Origin of the sequence: Methanococcus voltae, from assembly GCF_017875395.1 — an archaeon.
Lineage (GTDB): Archaea > AGJL01 > Methanococci > Methanococcales > Methanococcaceae > Methanococcus > Methanococcus voltae_C.
In genome coordinates, this window is record NZ_JAGGMO010000010.1 from 19,333 (window position 1) to 37,945 (window position 18,613).

Below are 18,613 nucleotides of genomic sequence, written 5' to 3' on the forward strand. Positions count from 1 at the left end.
TTTTCACCCTTATTGGGTTATAATGTAACGTCGATATCTAAATGTTCTGTTAGTTCTTTGTATCTATTTCTTATGGTAACTTCAGTTACTCCTGCTACATCGGCAACTTCTCTCTGAGTTCTTCTAGTACCTTGCAAAACACTTGCAATATAGATTGCTGCTGCAGCTACTCCTGTAGGTCCTCTACCACTAGTTAATCCTTTCTTACCAGCATCTTTTAATATAGATATGGCTTTTGATTCTACTTCTCCAGGTAATTTAAGCTCTGAAGCGAATCTTGGTACATAATCCACAGGATTTGTTGGTGCTAATCTAATATTCAATTCTCTAGATATGAATCTGTAGGTTCTACCTATTTCTTTTCTATCTACTCTCGATACTTCAGCTATTTCATCTAAAGTTCTAGGTACTTTACATCTCCTACATGCTGCATATAGTGCTGCTGCAGCTACCCCTTCAATACTTCTTCCTCTAATTAATCCTTTTTCAACAGCTCCTCTATACAATACTGCGGCATTTTCCCTTACGTTTCTTGGCAATCCTAGTTTTGAAGCGATTCTATCTAATTCAGATAATGCAAATGCTAAGTTTCTTTCTGAAGCGTCTGAAACTCTAATTCTTCTTTGCCATTTCCTTAATCTGTATAACTGTGCTCTTTTATCTGCGGAAATATCTTTACCATAGCTATCTTTGTTTCTCCAGTCTATAACGGTTGATAAACCTTTATCGTGGATAGTATAGGTCATAGGAGCCCCTACCCTACTTCTTTTAACACGTTGTTCATGGTCGAAGGCTCTCCATTCTGGCCCTACATCAAATAGATTTTGCTGTAAAACACAACCGCAAACTTCACAAATTATTTCAGCTCTTTCGTAATCCTTTATAATGTTTTTACTATTACATACGGGACAAATTAATTCTTCTTCTTTTTCAAGAATTACATTTTTATTTGAATAATCTTCGGGGTTTACAATAGATATTTTCTTTTGCTCGAGCCTTTTTTTACTTTGGGTTATAGATTCAGTTTTCATAATAACACCACTTAATTCTTACGGGCTTTCTTATTCCAGTATGTTTTTTTTGAGTTATTTTTAGGTTTTATTGATACGTATTTATTTTTCAATGCTAACTCAGCTTTTGCATCATCATCAGGTATTATTTTAACATAGGGTCGAGTTATAGGGCCAAATATGTCATATATGATGCCAATTTTCAAAAATTTTTTATTTTCTGTTATTCCCACTATCGATCCGATAGGAATCTGATTTTTACCAAGGCCTATTAATTTTCCTTTAGGTGTTTCATGCAGAAGTTCTATTTTTTCCAAAAATATTCCTCCAAAATAACCATTCATATATTTAATTTATTAAATTAATAAGTATTTTATTTAATTAATAATATATAGTTTGTACCTATTAATATATATATGTTTCGAAAACTTTATATAGAATATTAATGAAGCATTAAGGATTATATTAAGTTTTTTAAACTACATTATCAAAAGGTTTGGTATTATTATGTTATTTTATAATAGGGATATACAAAACAAGTAGATGTTTGATTAAAGGTGGAAATGTCCTTAAAAATAGTATTAAATTAATATTATCATATTTATTAATTTAACTTTACATTATTTTTTATATTATTTTACACATATAGTATGCTATTATTGAATTAATATTATATTGTATGTTTATACTCACATATTGGAATTTATGTATTAAGGGATAATAATATATAGGTGGTAATAGATGAATAATTATGATATTGAATATAGAAAACTAGAACACTTAATAGTTTGTGAACATTGTAATGTAGAATATAAAAAAGGAACTCTCTTAAATAATGTGGAATTAGTTCATAATGGAGTATCTAAAAGCTCACTAGATGATTTGGATACGTCCATAGAGTTATTTGGAAAAAAATTAGATGCACCGATTATAGTCGCCGGAATAACCGGTGGGCATGCAGTTGCAAAAGAAGTTAATAAAAACATTGCAATCGCAGTCGAAGAAATGAATTTAGGTATGGGATTAGGCTCTCAAAGAGCTGCTATCGCTAAAAAAGGATTGGAAGATACTTATTCGGTAGTTAGGGACTATACTTCTTCACTTGTTATTGGAAATTTGGGTGCAGTTAATTTTACGAAGGATAATTGGAATTATGAGACTGTAAAAAAAGCAGTAGATATAATAGATGCAGATGCAATGGCCATACATTTTAATCCTCTTCAGGAGGCAATACAACCCGAAGGGGATACGGATTTTAGGAATTTGGACTATTTATCTGATGTAATCAAAGATTATAAAAAATATTTTGGAAATATGCCTTTCATTGCAAAGCAAGTTGGCGAAGGGTTTTGTCAAAAAGATGGATTATATCTGAATAAATTAGGATTTGATGCCATAGATGTAGGTGGAAGTGGTGGTACTTCATGGTCTGCAGTTGAATATTATCGGGTAAAGGATTATGAACATAAAAAATTGTCTGAAAAATATTTAGAGTGGGGAATTCCTACCGCAGCTTCGATATTGGATGTTAGAAAATCATTTTCTAAACCATTAATAGCCACAGGCGGAATTAGATCTGGTATAGATATAGCAAAATCTTTGGCTTTAGGTGCAAACTGTTGTGGTATTGCGCTACCAGTTTTAAAAGCAGCGATGAAATCCCCTGAAGAAGTTATTAAATTATTTGAAAGTTTAATTAAGGAACTTAAAATAACTATGTTCTTAACAGGATGTAATAACATAAATGAATTAAATTCCGCAAGATATATTATAAACGGAGAGTTAAAAAATTGGATTAATTAATAAGACTAATTAATAATTATCCATTTATCAAATAAAGTTAAAATTAGTAACATTGATAACAAATAATTCTATAATTAATATTGTATTGATTATTATGAATTTTATATATTTTCATATTCATGATTATATCATACAACAATCACATGTTCACTGCTATATATTAGTGTCTCAAAGGATGTGATATTTTGCAATTGGAAGTAGTTGCCATAGGAGGCTATGAGGAAGTCGGTAGAAATATGACCGCAGTTAATATTGACGGAGAAATTATAATATTTGACATGGGTATTAGGTTAGATAGGATAATGATTCATGAAGATACCGATATTTCAAAGATGCATAGCTTAAATTTAATTGAAATGGGTGTTATACCTGACGATACTGTAATGAAAAATATAGAAGGGGAAGTTAAGGCAATAGTATTAACTCACGGGCATTTGGATCACATAGGTGCAGTAACTAAATTAGCACATAGATATAACGCTCCAGTTATCGGTACGCCATACACCTTGGAATTAGTTAAAAGAGAAATATTAAGTGAAAAAAAATTCGATGTTAGAAATCCATTAATCACATTGGAAAATGGTAATAAATTAGAAATTACACCTAATATAACATTGGAATTTGTAAAAGTAACTCACAGTATACCTGATTCAACAATGGCAGTATTACACACACCATATGGTGCAGTAGTATATGCTAATGACTTTAAATTTGATAATTTCCCAGTTGTTGGAGAAAAACCAGATTACAAAGCTATTAAAAAAGTTGGAAAACAAGGCGTAGTTGCAATGATTTCCGAAAGTACCCGTGTAGGATACGAGGGAAAAACTCCTTCTGAAGGTGTTGCAGCTAGTTTATTGAAGAATGACTTATTAGGTACTGATAATGATAAAAATGCAGTCGTTGTAACTACATTTTCTTCACACATTGCTAGGATTAAATCCATAACTGATGCAGCAGTTAAAATGGGTAGAACGCCTGTTTTAGTGGGTAGATCAATGGCAAAATATTGTGGTATCGCTCAAGATATTGGTATTGTAAAATTCCCAAAGGAAACTAAAATATGTTGGGATCCTTCCTCAATAGATAAGACTTTCAACACAATCATGAAAGAAGGTAAAGAAAATTATTTAATGATTGTAACCGGCCACCAAGGTGAAGAAGGTGCGGTTTTATCAAGAATGGTTACTAACAAAACACCTTTTAAATTTGAAAAATATGACCAAGTTGTATTTTCAGCAGATGTGATTCCTAACCCTATGAATTCAGCACAAAGGTACCTTTTAGAGGCTCGTTTGAAACTTTTAGGCGTTAGACTTTTCAAAGGTGCACACGTATCTGGTCACGCTGCTAAAGAAGATCACAGGGATATATTAAGATGGTTAAATCCAGAACACTTGATTCCATCACACGGTGACTTCAACTTGACTTCTGAATATGCTAAATTAGCTGAAGAAGAAGGTTATAGATTAGGTGACGATGTTCACTTACTTAGAAATGGTCAAAGTTTGAAATTTGAAAGAGTAATTTAATTATTTCATTAATACCATTTTATATGTTAGTTAAAATATTTAATTAATAAAATAATATTTTAATTAATTTTATTTCATATTTGATATTATTATATTGTTTGTAAAGATTATACTTTGTTTAGGTTTATACGAATCATTTATCACATTGTTTAATAATATTAATAAGATATTCTTCTTATTAGAGGTGCAATATGTTTAATGAAGAAATTTTAAATAATATGTCTAAAGAGCTTGAAAAATATTTTGAAAAGGATTCTAATTTATATAATGCGTCAAAACACTTATTGTTAGCAGGCGGTAAGAGAATAAGACCTTATTTATCAATAATGGCTTATAATCTTAAAAAAGATGACCTCGAAACCATAATGGCTCCCGCTTTATCCGTAGAGTTAATTCATAACTATACGTTGGTGCATGATGATATAATGGACAATGATGACGAACGTAGGGGTAAGCCTACAGTTCATAAGGTTTATGGTGAGCCTATTGCAATATTGGCAGGCGATTTATTATACGCAAAGGCATTTGAAGCTTTATCTACTATTGAAGATAGTGTAAAAGCCCATAAGGTTTTAAAAGTGTTATCAAAGGCATGTGTTGAAGTTTGCGAAGGTCAAACTGATGACATGGAATTTGAAGATAAATTCCCATCAATGGACCAATATGTGGATATGATATCCAAAAAAACAGGTGCTTTAATTGAGGCGCCTATTTTAATCGGTGCAATAATGGCAGATTGTACAGAGGAAGAAACAGAAGCTCTCTATCAATACTCTAAAAGAATTGGTATTAACTTCCAAATCCAAGATGATATTTTGGATTTAATAGGGGATCAAAAAACAATTGGAAAACCAGTGGGTAGTGATATATTAAGTGGTAAGAAAACCATGATGGTAATTCATGCCTTAGATACGCTTTCAGAGGATAATAAAGAAAGATTATTGCAAATATTAGGTAATGAAAGTGCAACTAGTGAAGAAGTAGCTGAAGCAATTAATATATTAGGTAATTCAATAAATTATGCTAAAAATTTAATGAATGAATCAACAGTTGAAGCTAAAGAATTCTTAAAGATATTTGACGAAGATAAAAGAAAACCTTTGGAAGATATTGCAGATTTCATCGTTTCAAGAATTAAATAGGGTTATTTTATAAATAATTTAAAATTAGCTCTTTTAATATTATTTATTTTTAAAATATATTTGGTATAATATCTTGTTTTAATTAATTTAATTATTTATTTTATTTATTTTTTATAAAACTTATAATGTGATAAATGTGAAAATTTCTAAAATATATGTTGAAAATGAAGTAACTGAGAAGAATAAGTCTGAAGAAAAAATAGCCATATCTGAAAATCAAATTATATTTTTAAATGCTGACGAAGATATTAGTAATTATGAAAATGATTATAAAATATTCTATAAAGTTAGATATGATGATATAAGAGAGTATATAGGCGATGACGTTTTAAAAAAAGATGTATTCGTGAAATATCCTGGAAATCATACTTTTACACACATTAAGGCAGGAACTTTTGTGACTTGTGTTGTAGCAGACTCTAAAACTACCTATCCTGTATTAGAAGCAGGTAGTACTATACTGCAAGATGGTATATTGGCAACATTAAAAAGTAAAAAAGGCGTTATTAGATATTTAAAAAGTCCAGTTTCGGGAACTTTATTTTTTATGAATGAATTATTCGAAGGCGATAGAAGTATCTATATTTTCGCAATTGTGGAAAATTCTGAAAATTTATGAATTAAAATATAATATTTAATATTAATTTTATTTTTCAATTTTTGTTGCATTGTATTGGTGAGTCCAAGAACCGCTAATTTGCCCTTTTTTTGCCATACTACCCAATATTTTAATAGTTTCTCTATCTAATTCTGTAGGCTTTTCATTTTCAAAATAAGTTCCAGGTAATGGCATAAAATAATGTGCATGAACTTTTCCATTCTTTTTTATAATGTATTTCATTAATTCAATACTTCTTATTCTATTTTCCATAGTTTCATTAGGGAATCCAAAAATAAAGTCTACTTTAGGCATTAATTTATTTTTTTTACATAAGTCAACTGCATTTATTACATCATTTGCCGTATGACCCCTCCGGATATAATTTAACATTTCTTCGCAACCACTTTGGGCTCCAAAGTGCAGATATTTATTGTCGCAATAAGTTACTATTAAATTCAAAGTATCCTCACTGATAAATTCAGGCCGTACTTCTGATGGAAATGTGCCCAAAAATAAACGTTCTTTATATATGGAAAGTTTTTTTAATAGTTCTTCTAGTTTTTCAAGATTTGGTTTAGTTGCGTATTTAGAGCCATAAGATAGTGCATTTGGCGTTACAAATCTTATATCCTTCATATTTTTTACAATCTTGATGATATCTTCAATAGATCTATGTCTTATCTTTTTTCCAAATATTTGAGGGGTTTGGCAAAATCTACAGTTGTAAGGACAACCTCTAGTTATTTCAATTGGTGCTAAGGGATATATTTCATCATAGCCTTTGAAAGAATCGATAGGCATACCTTTGATAATATTGTTTTCAATATATTGATTGTTATTGATTTTATTTATTAAATCAGGTAATGTTATTTCACCTTCTCCGATAAGAACATAATCAAAGCCCATTTTTAAAGTATCTTCTGGAGCACCTGACGCATGTGCCCCTCCTGCTATTAATATCAAATTTTTAAAGTTATTTCTTAAAATATTTATTTCCTTCAACACTTCCGGTTGCTGTAGCGTCATAAATGAATAAATTATTATATTTTTTGAATTTATCACTTTAAAACAACATGATTTGTTTTTTTCACTTTCATTTCTTTTTAAAGTATATATTAATTCATCTAAATTATTGAATAATATTCCTTTTGTTAATGGATACAATTTAGAAATACTATATTTATTTTTTGAAGTTAGTCGATATCCAATCATAAACTTAAATAACCAGAAATACTATATAAATTAGATGGATTTTAGGATAGAGGTGTAATATTGAAAAAAAGACCATCACTATGTATAAAAATACATTACCCTGGAAGCGTTTTAGAAGGCGAATTTGATTTTGAAGCAGTAGTTAACCTTAAAGATAAGTATTTAAAATATTTGGATACTGGAAAGCATAAAGGAACTGTTTTATTCAACGAAGATACTAAAAAATTTGTCATTGTTAACTTTAGGGAGATATGTGCCATAGAAGTTGATAAAACTTTAATTTTCATGGACGAATATGAAAGAGAATGGGATAAAGTTTCAAGATTTAAATATAATTTATAATTGTATCTATGAATTATATCTGTAATTTTATGAATTTATGGCTAAATATTTATACTATATATTATCTATATCTCAATAACTAATATTTTTAAAATTCACACATATGGTGTAATTATGGCAAAAATAGCAAAAAATGCGACGATAATTGGTAAAGTCGTTTTTGAAGAGAATGTAAATGTATGGTATGGTGCGGTTATTCGTGCAGATATGAATACAATTTCTATTAAAAAGAATTCAAATATCCAAGATAACTGTGTTGTACACTGTTCTAAAGATCACCCTACGATAATTGGCGAAGGCGTTTCAATAGGTCACTGTGCAGTAATTCACGGATGCGATATCGGTAATAATGTATTAGTGGGAATGAATTCTACAATTTTAAACGGTGCTAAAATCGGAGATAATTGTATTATAGGTGCAAACGCTTTGGTTCCTCAAAATAAAGAAATACCCGCTAATAGTTTAGTAATGGGCGTTCCTGCAAAAGTTATTAGGTCATTAACTGAAGAAGAAGTATTATCTATTAAGAAAAATGCTGAACAATATCTTGAAATATCAAAAGAATTATAATTATAAAAACTGTTTAATTGTAAATATATAGTCATATAAATTTTATAAATTAAATTTTTATACATAACATTGTAATACATCTTTATACTATAAAATTATAAATGATTTAAGGTGGTATCATGGATAAAATTAGCATTGGAATGGTAATAGCTGAATTTAATAGAGATATTACATTTATGATGGAAAAACTAGCGGAAGAGCATGCAGACTTTTTAGGTGCCGATATAAAATATAAAATAATGGTTCCTGGAGCATATGACATGCCTATAGCAATACAACAAATGCTCGAAAAAGATGATGTAGATGCAGTTGTTACAATTGGCTGTGTTATTGAAGGAGATACTGAACACGATGAAATAGTTGTTCAGAATGCCGCAAGAAAAATCACTGATTTATCATTAGATTATAAAAAGCCTGTAGCTTTAGGTATATCCGGACCTGGAATGACAAGATTACAAGCTGAAGAAAGAATTGATTACGGTAAAAGAGCAGTTGAGTCTGCAGTTAAAATGGTTAAAAGACTTAAAAATTTATAATTTTATAATTTTAACAAAATAGTCTAATTTACCCAATATTATTTTTTTATTTTTTTTATTTTTATCATTCACTTATAAAAAGTATTAAATAAATTGTTTTAATATATGGAAGTATATTTTATTTTTAAATTTATCAAATTGGTGTAATTATGGAATCAAATCAAAATATTATAAAAGAAGTTTATAGTGTAATCCAAAGTAGAATGTCCGAAAAACCTGAAGGTTCTTATGTAGTTAGTTTAGCAACAGATAGTAAAAAGAGTTCCATTAATAAAATATGTGAAAAAATTGGTGAGGAATCCGCAGAAGTTATATTAGCTGCCAAAGATGGAGAAAAATCAGAAATAATATACGAATCCGCAGATTTAATATTTCACACCCTAGTTTTACTTTCTAAATATGAAATATCTTACGAAGAACTTGAAGAAGAGTTTAAGAAAAGAATGAAGTAATATTAAATTTTTATATTTTTTTATAATTTTATAATTTTATATTTTTTATTTATAACCTATAATTCGGTTAATTTTGGGTAGATTGTACCTTCTATTAAGTTTAAGATGTCTGTTCGTGTTAACATGCCTACGATATTTTCATCGTCGTCTACGATAACTAATCTACCGATATTTTCAGTCTCCATTTTAACTAAAGCATCGTATATTTTTTCGTACTGGTTAATGGTCCATATATCTTTAGTCATTATTGTATCTATTCTTTCATTTTCTTTATTTTCCACTAATGCTTTTGCAATATCATGTAAACTAACGATACCTTTTAATTCTCCATCATGCAATATTGGTATTCCACTAATACTATTTTCAGATAGTAATTTGGCGGCATCTCGTACTGTTTTTCCAGAATCCATGATTATTAGGTTTTCTTTTAATCCAATACTTCCCACATCGATATTTGGAACGCTAATTACGCCTAAAACATCTATTAGTAAAATATGGTTTATATCGTCTCTTCCTACGATATTACCCATAATTACAATTTTATTATGTAGTGTGGGTCCTACTCGAACTAAATCTCCTTCTGAGAATTGTTTGGTATCCCCATTTATATATATTTTAGAGGAGCAGGATTTTTCCTGTGTTACTGTATCAAATATTATTTGAGTAACATTTACGTTTTTTATTTTTTTATTACCTTTATATATTGGAATCTTTATTTTTTCATCCAATTCTAATCCTAAAGACCTGTATGTATCACTTGTTGGTATGTAACCGCCTTTAGGACCCGGTACTCCATCAACTAACCCTAAAGCTCTTAAAGCTTGCATTTGATTCCTAATAGTACCTGGATTTCTACTTAAATTTTTGGCAATTTCTGTTCCTTTAACTGCCTTATTTTTTTGCTTATATATTAAAATTAATTCTTGTAATATTTCCTTTTGAACAATAGTAAGTTCCAATATTTCACCCTTATTTCTTAAACTATGAATATATGCTATATTATATTTATACTATTAAATATCTAAGATATCTAAATTTTTAAAATAATTATTAAATTTTATATTATGTATTTTAAAATTGTATGTCTTTATTAAATTATTTAATAAGTAATAAAATATGGGCTGTATAATATTAAAACTTTACTTATTAAATTTGAGCATTTATGTAAAAAATGTAAGTTATATGTAATATATTGTTTAATATTTTAATATTTTAAAAATCTAATGATATTACCGTGCAGTCTAGTTCTTTTAATTTATCCATAAACTTCTTTAGCCCGTAAACTTCGGTTCCGTAATGTGTCCCATCTATAACGCACAAATTTGATTCTTCAGCTAATATTTTAGAATGATGGGTCAAATCTCCAGATATATAAACGTCTGCAACTTTACTCACATATTCTATGCTTTTTTGAGATAGCCCATAACCTGATAAAACTGCTACTTTTAACCCGTTTTTCTCTCTGCTAGTTAAATTATTACAAAATACTATTTCAGGGCTTTTACATATATTTTGCTGAGTAATCGATATAATATCTTCAAAACTACCGTTAAAAGTTCCTAATCTACCAAGCCCATTTTCATATAAATTATTTACATCTTTTAAATTGAATAATTTTGCTAATTCATCATTTAATCCATCCTTACAGATATCTAAGTTGGTATGTGCGGAATACAATACTATATTATTACACATTAATATTTTTAATTTTTCATATAAAGGACCTTGGAAAGTCCTTACGGGGTCTTTCATGATAGGATGATGAGTAAATAAGAAATCTATATTATTTTCTAGTGCTTTTTCAATAACACTCAACGAAGGGTCTAATGCAATTCCTATTTTATTTATTTTTGAGTTTTTTGAGCCACAAACTTGTATTCCTATATTATCTCCAGGAATTGCTAATTCTTTAGGGGCATATTTTTCAATATGTTCTATAATTTCTGCTGCTGTAACCATTATTGCACCTTTATTAGTTTCTATTTTCTGCATAAGTTCCAGATATTAATTGTAATTCTTCAAAAGGGTATTTTTCAATATCTATTTTTTCAGCAATTATTCCAACGGTCTTTAATTTTGATATAGTTTTTTCTTCGTTAGTTAGGGAGGATTGTAATATTTTAACAGCCCCTCCTTTTTTTAAATATTTTGGAAGTTCATTTATAAATCTGTCTAAAACTATTCTACCGTTTAAACCGCCATCAAAAGCATAATTAAGATATTTTTCCAATTTTTCATCTTCTGAGGTTGGTAGATAAGGAGCATTAAATATAATAACATCAAATTTCTTAATTTTTGATTTTTCTATAGTATTAAATAAATCCCCATATATAAATCGGATATTTAACTTATCAGTTATTTTTATATCAAAATTTGATTTTAAATTATCATAAGCCGTTTTTATAGCATAAGGGTTTATATCAACACCTAATACATATTTAGCTCCATTTTTAAATGCACTCAATGCCTGTATGCCAGAACCTGTTCCAATATCTAAAACTGTTTTATTTTTAACATCTTTTAGATTTTTACACAATAATTCGCTATCTTCTGCAGGTATATAGACTTTAGGATGTGTTTTTATTTTTAAACCATTTACTTTTATAATTTCTATTCTGTTCATACTCTCATACAATTATTTTTTAAAGTTATATATTTTAATTTTTTTAATTTATTAAAATTTCCAAATTTCATCCCCTATATAATGTAAAGTAACTATTGCTTTTCCTTTTTTTGATTCAACCATAGTTTTTCCATCCATCAATGCAATACCTACGGATAATGGCTTTCCATGTGTTTCTTCAACAGTATATACTAAATTTCCTTCTTTTATCTCAGGATTAGCATCTATAATCCCCGGAGCCATAACATCTGCACCATTTGCTAAAAATTTAACTGCACCCTTATCAACTGTTACTTTTCCTTTTTCACTTTCTTTGGTTATTAAAAGCTTTAATGTAGGGATTATTTTATCATCCTTGCATATTGCGATAGGTGTTCCATTTAAAACTATTAAATCCATTTCATTTGTTATTATTTTCTCTAAAACCGATTTTTTATCAAATATATCTTCTGTATCGATTATATTGTTTAATTCTTCCTTAATTTGTTTTAATTCTTTCTTTTTTAACATGTATCTTCTTTTAATTTCCATGATATCACATAGGCGTATATTTAATTATTTTCTCTAATCATATATATCGTGTAGCCATATATAAAATATCTCTTATAATGTAAATTTAGGTAAAAAATAGCTATTTTTAAAATATTGTCTTAATTAATATTTTAATATTAAGTATATTGAAAAATTATCTATTAAAAAAAATATTTTTAAATTTATTTAATTATTTAATTATTTACTTATATAATTATTATTTAGCATTTTATTAGTTATTCAATTATATCGTATGTAGTACTTCTTTCTTTTGGAATCCTATTTATGGCCAATATGGAGTTTCTCAATTCATCTTTAGTCATAGAAACTTCGTCAGCACCTGCGGCTTCACTTACTTCATCACCCATTAAGGTACCACCAACATCATTTGCACCACATCTTAAACTAATCTGTGATAATTTTATGCCTAATTTTACCCAAGGGGCTTGTATATTTGGTATAGTATCTTTTAAAATTATTCTTGATAATGCGGTAATTAATAAATCATAATCTCCTGAAGCACCACTAGAAACAATTCCTGAAGTATATAATGGTGTATTTTTATGCAAGTAGGACATTGTTATTAATTCAGTAAAACCTTTAGTTTCTTCTTGAATTTCTTTTAATAAGAACAAATGGTCTACAATATGTTTTGGCTCTTCAACATGACCATACATTATAGTGGATGATGTTTTTATCCCTTGCTTGTGTAATTCTTTGATTACTTTTACCCAATCCTTAACAGATATTTTGTTTGGACATATTATTTTCCTTACATCATCGTTTAATATTTCAGCGGCAGCTCCTGGTACAGTATGCAATCCTGCTTCCTTTAATATTTTAATAGCTTCTTTAACATCAAGTCCTGCACTTTCTGCACCTACCAATATTTCAAATGGCGAATATGCGTGAGTGTCTATATACTCTGTCTTTTCAATAATTTGTTTAATTATATCGGCTTGCATATAAGTATCTATTTCCCTTACTACCCCACCCATAAGTGTTACTTCGGTAGCGCCGTTATTTTTGGCCCATAGGGCTTTTTCTGCTATTTCTGAAGGTTCCATATAATATTTATCCATAACTCCTTTTTCATGGGGAAATGCGCAAAATTTACAACCTGATTCACAAATATTTGTAAAATATATATTTGCATTATTTACGTAAGTTACTACATCACCGCAAATGTCTTTTCTTAAATCATCTGCTAGTTTTAAGGTATCAAAAAAGTTTTCGGGGTTTTCTAATAATTCTATCGCTTCTTTTTTTGATATGTCTTTTTCTTTAAAGATTTCATAATCCATGGGCTCACCAAGTATTTGAAAATTTTTTAAATATTTATTATATATTAAGCTATAAAATAGAGTTTTTTACAAATCTATTCATTGTATTGATTTTAGTTATTAACCTGTATGTTAGTCTATGTTTAAGTTTCTTATTACTATATATAATTTTCCATTATCGCCTATTTATTTCTAAAATTTAAATTAGTTTTTAAAATTAACTTTATTTAATGAATACTTTAATTAAAATTAAGTTAATTAGATTTTGAACAACTATAATTCGATTTTAATAAAAAAAGAATTTAAACTTAAATTATGCCAATAAATATTTTTTTTAACTATATAATACATAATAATATTTTAATTACCCATATTAAGTTATTTAATGAATAATTAGACTTTTTTGCTGGAAATTAGATAGTATATATAATTTTCTATTCATAATAAATAGAAAATGGATTATATTGCCAATTAGTAATAGTAATAATTGTTATATTAAAACTACGAATAGGAAGGTGTCAGAATGAAATTCGGTATTGAATTTGTTCCAAACGAACCAGTAACTAAGTTAAACTACTACGTAAAGTTAGCTGAAGACAACGGTTTTGAATTCTGTTGGATTACAGACCACTACAACAACAGAAACGTTTACATGACCTTAGGTGCAATCGCATCAGCAACAAATAAAATTAAAATCGGTCCTGGTGTTACAAACCCATACGTAAGAAGCCCAGCAATTGCAGCATCGGCAATGGCAACATTAGATGAATTATCTGGTGGAAGAGCTACATTCGGTATTGGCCCTGGTGACAAGGCTACATTCGATGCATTAGGTATTGAATGGACAAAACCTGTAGGAACCGTTAAAAAAGCAATCGCTGAAATGAGAGAATTGTTAGCAGGTAAAAGATTAGAATCTGGTGCTCAGTTAGCAGTTAAACCATCAACTGACGTACCTATATACTTAGGTGCACAAGGACCTAAAATGTTAGAAACAGCAGGTGCAATCGCTGATGGTGTTTTAATCAACGCTTCAAACCCTAAAGACTTCGAAGCAGCAGTACCTTTAATTAAAAAAGGTGCAGAAGATGCAGGAAGAAGTATGGCAGATGTGGACGTTGCAGCATACGCTTGTATGTCAGTAGATAAAAAATCAGAAAAAGCAAAGCAAGCAGCTATCCCTGTAGTAGCATTTATTGCAGCAGGTTCACCTCCTGTAGTTTTAGAAAGACACGGAATACCTGCAGAAAAAGTAGAAACAATCAGAGCAGCTTTAAAAGAAGGTAACTTCGGTGCAGCATTTGGTGCAGTAGATGACCAGTTATTAGAAGCATTCGCTTTATACGGTACACCTGAAGAAGTTATTGAAAAAGTTAAAGCATTAGAAGCAATGGGTGTTACACAAATTGTTGCAGGTTCACCTATCGGACCTAACAAAGACACAAGTATTAAATTAATCGGTAAACACATCATACCAGCATTCAAATAATTTTTTTACTTAAATTTTTAAGTAAAAATTTTTTAATTTTTTAAAACAGCTTTTTTTTAAATGATTTAAATGTTATAAATTAATAGTTTATAAAAAAAATAGTAAAATATAATTTAAATGTACTTTTAGATTATTCAATTTACTCGATTTACTTATCTGACGATTTTTCAATAAATTTATCAATAGTTTTAATATCAATATGAGTTGATATTCCTAATCTATCTAATATAATGTTTGTTAAAACTACTTTTAAGATATCTTTACCTTCTTTTAAATCAGTTAGTTTTCCAAGTTTTTTAGTGGTTGCAGGGGATTTTAATTTAGCTAATGCCTGAGAAATATCTTCTTCTTTTACCCTTCCTTTTTTGGAGACATAAATTTCATCAGCAATTTCCTCAAGTTGTATCATGTCAAATGGTAAATATTCTTTTATTTTTTTAGATAAAGTTTCCTCTACGGATATTAAAATTCTTGAAACTTCCACATCTGCCGTATTTTCATCTATCTTTAATTTTTTAGATACGTACCATTTTCCTTTTTTTGCGTTAAATAATATTTTTTCCTCAGCCATTTTTTTCACCGAATTTTAAATATTAACTCTATTTTTAATTATTTTAACTTAATCTATTTTTAATATATAATATTATACAATTATTAAATAAATAATATATATTATTTCTCAATGAATTTTGAGTATAATTTTTAAAATAAAAGATCAACAATAACTAAAACAAAATAAATTAGCTTTTAATACAATAATACAAGAATTTAATTTAAAAATAGTTTAAAATAGATTATTTATAATTTTAACAATTATAAATAATTAATTCATTTCTATGAATTTTTTTAAGTTGTGGTTTTTAATATCTTCAACAGCTATTTCTTCAACACTGTTTACTTTGATGAATGCTCTTTTAACATGGTGTTTACTACCAATTTCTGAGTACATGATTTCTAAAGCATCTTCTTCTTTTAAAACATTGTATTCTTTTGAAAATACCATTGGTTCATCTTTACCAAGGATTTCGCCATTTATTTTTATTATTTTAGCCATTTTATTCACCTTGAATATATACTAATTTATATTTAATATTTTATCATCATACTGGTTATTTAATTTTAATTTATTTTTAATGTTATGTTTTATTTTTTAAATAACTTAACATATTAATCTATTAAATCAAGATATTCTTCAATTCTTAGTATTTCAGGTCCTGTAGTTTCTACACCCACAAGTGCACCGTTACTATTGGCAACTATACCAGAACCAACTTGCATGGCGCCTTTGTTTACTGTGCTTTTGCCAATAACTTCTAAGTTTAGAATTCCTTTAATCCACTCTAATTCTACCTCTGTAGTTAATGGATTTACAACGCATCCTTTGTTTGTAGCAACACCATTAGATCCTACTGTAGGTAATTCACAGAAATTTCCAACACCTACTTTAACCTTAAGTATTTTTTCTACATCTTTTTTAAGATTTGAAATTTCTTTCGAAATAATGCATCCATAGTCATTAGCGAGTATTAAATTTCCGAATGCAGTATTATTTGATTTCACAATACTGACATTTATATTTAAATCGTGTTCTTGGATGAAATTTTCAACTTTTAAAAATTCATCTTTTAAGGTAATTTCTGGTAGTATTAACCCATTGGAATTTCCCACACATAATGAACCTATCAATGAGCTATCTGCTATTTTTGTTTGGAGTATTGGAATACCCAATATTTCCTCAAATTTTTCAATGGTGTCTTTTTCCAAATCTATTGGGAAGATACCATATTTTTCAGTAGCTATGGCCTGAATTCCTATGTTTGATACGCCAGAAAATAATGTTTTATATATCATAAATTATCCCAACTAATATTTTAAGAATATCTTTATTTAATAGTTAATATGTAATTATATAATTATAAGTAATTATATTTTTTGATAATTATTACTAATTATTAATAATTATTTATTAAATCTATTTTAGATACTATTTTGTGTTTTATTCGATTATTCAACTAATGTAGCAATAACAACATCGTCTTCTTTAACGACTTTTACTCTAACTCTAGCAGGGATTTTGTTTAAACTTCTTTCCCATACTTTTTCGTTAATTGAATTATCTAATTTCACATTATCTGATTTCATGTGTTTTTTTAAATATTCTCTGATTTTCTTTATAGCTCTTGGAGCTCTTTTAGTTGTTGGTACTTTGTTTGTTACATCTCTTAATGGTATTGTGTATATTCTTTCGTTTTCCATAATTGCACCTCCAGTATACAAATATATATATGATATAATATTAAATCATATACAATATAGATAGACAATATTTAAATATTTTGGTGAGTGGATTAAAATGGATGACTATAGCAAGGCAGAAGTGTTGATGGAAGCACTACCATATATATGTAAATTCCATGGTCAGAAGTTTTTAATTAAATATGGCGGACATGCAATGGTTAATGAAGATGCAAAGAATTGGGTGGCCAAGGATTTAGTTTTATTGAAATATGTGGGTATGAATCCCATAGTGGTGCATGGTGGGGGACCAGAAATAAATAATGCTATGAAAAAAATGGGTAAAACTCCTGAATTTATCCATGGATTGAGGGTTACTGACCAAGAAACACTTGACATTGTAAAAATGGTTTTGATTGGAAAAATAAATGGCGATATCGTATCTAAGTTAGAAAAATATGGTGGAAAGGCAGTAGGTCTTTCTGGAAAGTCCGGTCATCTTATAAAAGCTAAAAAGAAATTACAATACTTATTAAAAGATAGTCAGAAAATAGAAGTTGATTTAGGTATGGTTGGTGAAGTAAGCCATATTGATACTAAATTAGTAGATTTATTGGTGGAAAAAAATTATATACCTGTTATTTCACCTATAGGGGTAGATGAATACGGTAATGATTTAAATTTGAATGCAGATATTGCTGCAGGAGATATTGCAGGTGCTACTGGTTCAAAAAAATTAATCATGGTTACTGACGTTGATGGAGTCATGGAAGATATAACTGACCCTAGTACATTACACAAAAAAGTAAATGTTGAAAAATTAGAAATGATGATTGAGCAAGGTATTATTCAAGGTGGCATGATTCCTAAGATTGAAGCCGCAATAAATGCTTTGAACAAAGGTGTAGATAGTGTTCATATTATAAATGGAAGAATACCTCATGCAATATTACTAGAAATATTTACTGAAACAGGTATTGGAACTATGATTGTTAAATAATCAAAAAATAATCAAATTTATCTATTTTTACATCTTTTTATGTATTTTTCATTTTTAGTCCTTTATTTCTTTATTTTTTTATTTTTTTATTCATTAGATATTTTATTTATTTTTTAAATTCTTGAAAATATTAATTAGATTATATTCTAAAATGATATATAATAAAAAAAATACAATAACCTAATAATTGTTACGAACCTAAAAACGTTACAGGTACCATCTCATAAGCATATTATGCAATTGAGATGAATG

The 18,613-nt window shown here is 28.3% G+C and carries 22 protein-coding genes; 10 read left to right on the top strand and 12 right to left on the bottom strand.

The window, feature by feature from the left end:
* Positions 1-17 precede the first annotated feature (17 nt).
* Complete coding sequence (locus J2127_RS08300) at positions 18-1,031, bottom strand: transcription initiation factor IIB (RefSeq protein ID WP_013180774.1); 1,014 nt, start codon at positions 1,029-1,031, stop codon at positions 18-20.
* Between the two features lie 11 nt (positions 1,032-1,042).
* Positions 1,043-1,327 (bottom strand): Gar1/Naf1 family protein, encoded by a 285-nt coding sequence (locus tag J2127_RS08305; RefSeq protein ID WP_245326530.1) that lies wholly within the window; start codon positions 1,325-1,327, stop codon positions 1,043-1,045.
* Between the two features lie 424 nt (positions 1,328-1,751).
* Here J2127_RS08305 and fni point away from each other — a divergent pair, with 424 nt between their 5' ends.
* From fni to J2127_RS08325, 4 genes are all read left to right on the top strand, one after another.
* Positions 1,752-2,813 carry a type 2 isopentenyl-diphosphate Delta-isomerase gene (gene fni / locus J2127_RS08310; RefSeq protein WP_209733102.1) on the top strand — a complete coding sequence of 354 codons (1,062 nt, stop codon included), beginning with the start codon at positions 1,752-1,754 and terminating at the stop codon, positions 2,811-2,813.
* A gap of 185 nt (positions 2,814-2,998) precedes the next feature.
* Entirely contained in the window at positions 2,999-4,345 is a 1,347-nt protein-coding gene (locus tag J2127_RS08315) for an RNase J family beta-CASP ribonuclease (RefSeq protein WP_209733103.1), read from the top strand.
* 191 nt (positions 4,346-4,536) lie between these two features.
* Positions 4,537-5,487: a polyprenyl synthetase family protein gene (locus J2127_RS08320; protein WP_209733104.1), complete on the top strand. Its 951-nt coding sequence runs from the start codon at positions 4,537-4,539 to the stop codon at positions 5,485-5,487.
* Between the two features lie 136 nt (positions 5,488-5,623).
* On the top strand, positions 5,624-6,106 hold the full coding sequence (locus J2127_RS08325; protein ID WP_209733105.1) for a DUF2118 domain-containing protein: 483 nt from the start codon (positions 5,624-5,626) through the stop codon (positions 6,104-6,106).
* A gap of 27 nt (positions 6,107-6,133) precedes the next feature.
* On the opposite strand, the gene J2127_RS08330 is transcribed toward J2127_RS08325, so the two are convergent.
* The gene (locus tag J2127_RS08330; protein ID WP_209733106.1) at positions 6,134-7,300 is read right to left on the bottom strand and encodes a TIGR04013 family B12-binding domain/radical SAM domain-containing protein; all 1,167 of its coding nucleotides are present in this window, start codon (positions 7,298-7,300) and stop codon (positions 6,134-6,136) included.
* 60 nt (positions 7,301-7,360) lie between these two features.
* Between J2127_RS08330 and J2127_RS08335 the strand changes: the two genes are divergently transcribed.
* From J2127_RS08335 to hisE, 4 genes are all read left to right on the top strand, one after another.
* The gene (locus J2127_RS08335; RefSeq protein ID WP_209733107.1) at positions 7,361-7,642 is read left to right on the top strand and encodes a hypothetical protein; all 282 of its coding nucleotides are present in this window, start codon (positions 7,361-7,363) and stop codon (positions 7,640-7,642) included.
* 114 nt (positions 7,643-7,756) lie between these two features.
* Positions 7,757-8,212, top strand: a complete 456-nt coding sequence (locus tag J2127_RS08340) for a gamma carbonic anhydrase family protein (protein WP_209733108.1) — start codon at positions 7,757-7,759, stop codon at positions 8,210-8,212.
* Between the two features lie 119 nt (positions 8,213-8,331).
* The gene (gene ribH, locus J2127_RS08345; protein ID WP_209733109.1) at positions 8,332-8,748 is read left to right on the top strand and encodes a 6,7-dimethyl-8-ribityllumazine synthase; all 417 of its coding nucleotides are present in this window, start codon (positions 8,332-8,334) and stop codon (positions 8,746-8,748) included.
* Between the two features lie 149 nt (positions 8,749-8,897).
* On the top strand, positions 8,898-9,200 hold the full coding sequence (hisE, locus tag J2127_RS08350) for a phosphoribosyl-ATP diphosphatase (protein WP_209733110.1): 303 nt from the start codon (positions 8,898-8,900) through the stop codon (positions 9,198-9,200).
* A gap of 56 nt (positions 9,201-9,256) precedes the next feature.
* On the opposite strand, the gene J2127_RS08355 is transcribed toward hisE, so the two are convergent.
* The 5 genes from J2127_RS08355 to cofH all read right to left on the bottom strand — a co-directional run bounded on the left by J2127_RS08355 (position 9,257) and on the right by cofH (position 13,658).
* Positions 9,257-10,159 carry a CBS domain-containing protein gene (locus J2127_RS08355; protein WP_209733111.1) on the bottom strand — a complete coding sequence of 301 codons (903 nt, stop codon included), beginning with the start codon at positions 10,157-10,159 and terminating at the stop codon, positions 9,257-9,259.
* A 253-nt stretch (positions 10,160-10,412) separates the two neighbouring features.
* The gene (locus tag J2127_RS08360) at positions 10,413-11,159 is read right to left on the bottom strand and encodes a Nif3-like dinuclear metal center hexameric protein (protein ID WP_209733112.1); all 747 of its coding nucleotides are present in this window, start codon (positions 11,157-11,159) and stop codon (positions 10,413-10,415) included.
* Between the two features lie 13 nt (positions 11,160-11,172).
* Positions 11,173-11,823 (bottom strand): HemK2/MTQ2 family protein methyltransferase, encoded by a 651-nt coding sequence (locus J2127_RS08365; RefSeq protein WP_209733113.1) that lies wholly within the window; start codon positions 11,821-11,823, stop codon positions 11,173-11,175.
* 51 nt (positions 11,824-11,874) lie between these two features.
* The gene (locus J2127_RS08370) at positions 11,875-12,354 is read right to left on the bottom strand and encodes an RNA-binding protein (RefSeq protein WP_209733114.1); all 480 of its coding nucleotides are present in this window, start codon (positions 12,352-12,354) and stop codon (positions 11,875-11,877) included.
* Positions 12,355-12,590: 236 nt separating this feature from the next.
* Positions 12,591-13,658: a 5-amino-6-(D-ribitylamino)uracil--L-tyrosine 4-hydroxyphenyl transferase CofH gene (gene cofH / locus J2127_RS08375; protein WP_209733115.1), complete on the bottom strand. Its 1,068-nt coding sequence runs from the start codon at positions 13,656-13,658 to the stop codon at positions 12,591-12,593.
* A gap of 502 nt (positions 13,659-14,160) precedes the next feature.
* Here cofH and mer point away from each other — a divergent pair.
* Positions 14,161-15,126, top strand: a complete 966-nt coding sequence (mer, locus tag J2127_RS08380; protein ID WP_209733116.1) for a 5,10-methylenetetrahydromethanopterin reductase — start codon at positions 14,161-14,163, stop codon at positions 15,124-15,126.
* A gap of 148 nt (positions 15,127-15,274) precedes the next feature.
* Here the strand turns inward: mer and J2127_RS08385 are convergent, their stop codons facing one another.
* From J2127_RS08385 to J2127_RS08400, 4 genes are all read right to left on the bottom strand, one after another.
* Positions 15,275-15,697 (bottom strand): DUF2666 domain-containing protein, encoded by a 423-nt coding sequence (locus J2127_RS08385; RefSeq protein ID WP_209733117.1) that lies wholly within the window; start codon positions 15,695-15,697, stop codon positions 15,275-15,277.
* A 252-nt stretch (positions 15,698-15,949) separates the two neighbouring features.
* Complete coding sequence (gene rpl18a / locus J2127_RS08390; protein WP_209733118.1) at positions 15,950-16,180, bottom strand: 50S ribosomal protein L18Ae; 231 nt, start codon at positions 16,178-16,180, stop codon at positions 15,950-15,952.
* A 113-nt stretch (positions 16,181-16,293) separates the two neighbouring features.
* Positions 16,294-16,977: a translation initiation factor IF-6 gene (locus tag J2127_RS08395; RefSeq protein WP_209733119.1), complete on the bottom strand. Its 684-nt coding sequence runs from the start codon at positions 16,975-16,977 to the stop codon at positions 16,294-16,296.
* A 153-nt stretch (positions 16,978-17,130) separates the two neighbouring features.
* A complete protein-coding gene (locus tag J2127_RS08400) occupies positions 17,131-17,382 on the bottom strand; it encodes a 50S ribosomal protein L31e (RefSeq protein ID WP_209591608.1) in 252 nt (83 codons plus the stop codon).
* A 97-nt stretch (positions 17,383-17,479) separates the two neighbouring features.
* Between J2127_RS08400 and argB the strand changes: the two genes are divergently transcribed.
* A complete protein-coding gene (gene argB / locus J2127_RS08405) occupies positions 17,480-18,361 on the top strand; it encodes an acetylglutamate kinase (protein ID WP_209733120.1) in 882 nt (293 codons plus the stop codon).
* The last annotated feature ends 252 nt before the right edge of the window (positions 18,362-18,613 follow it).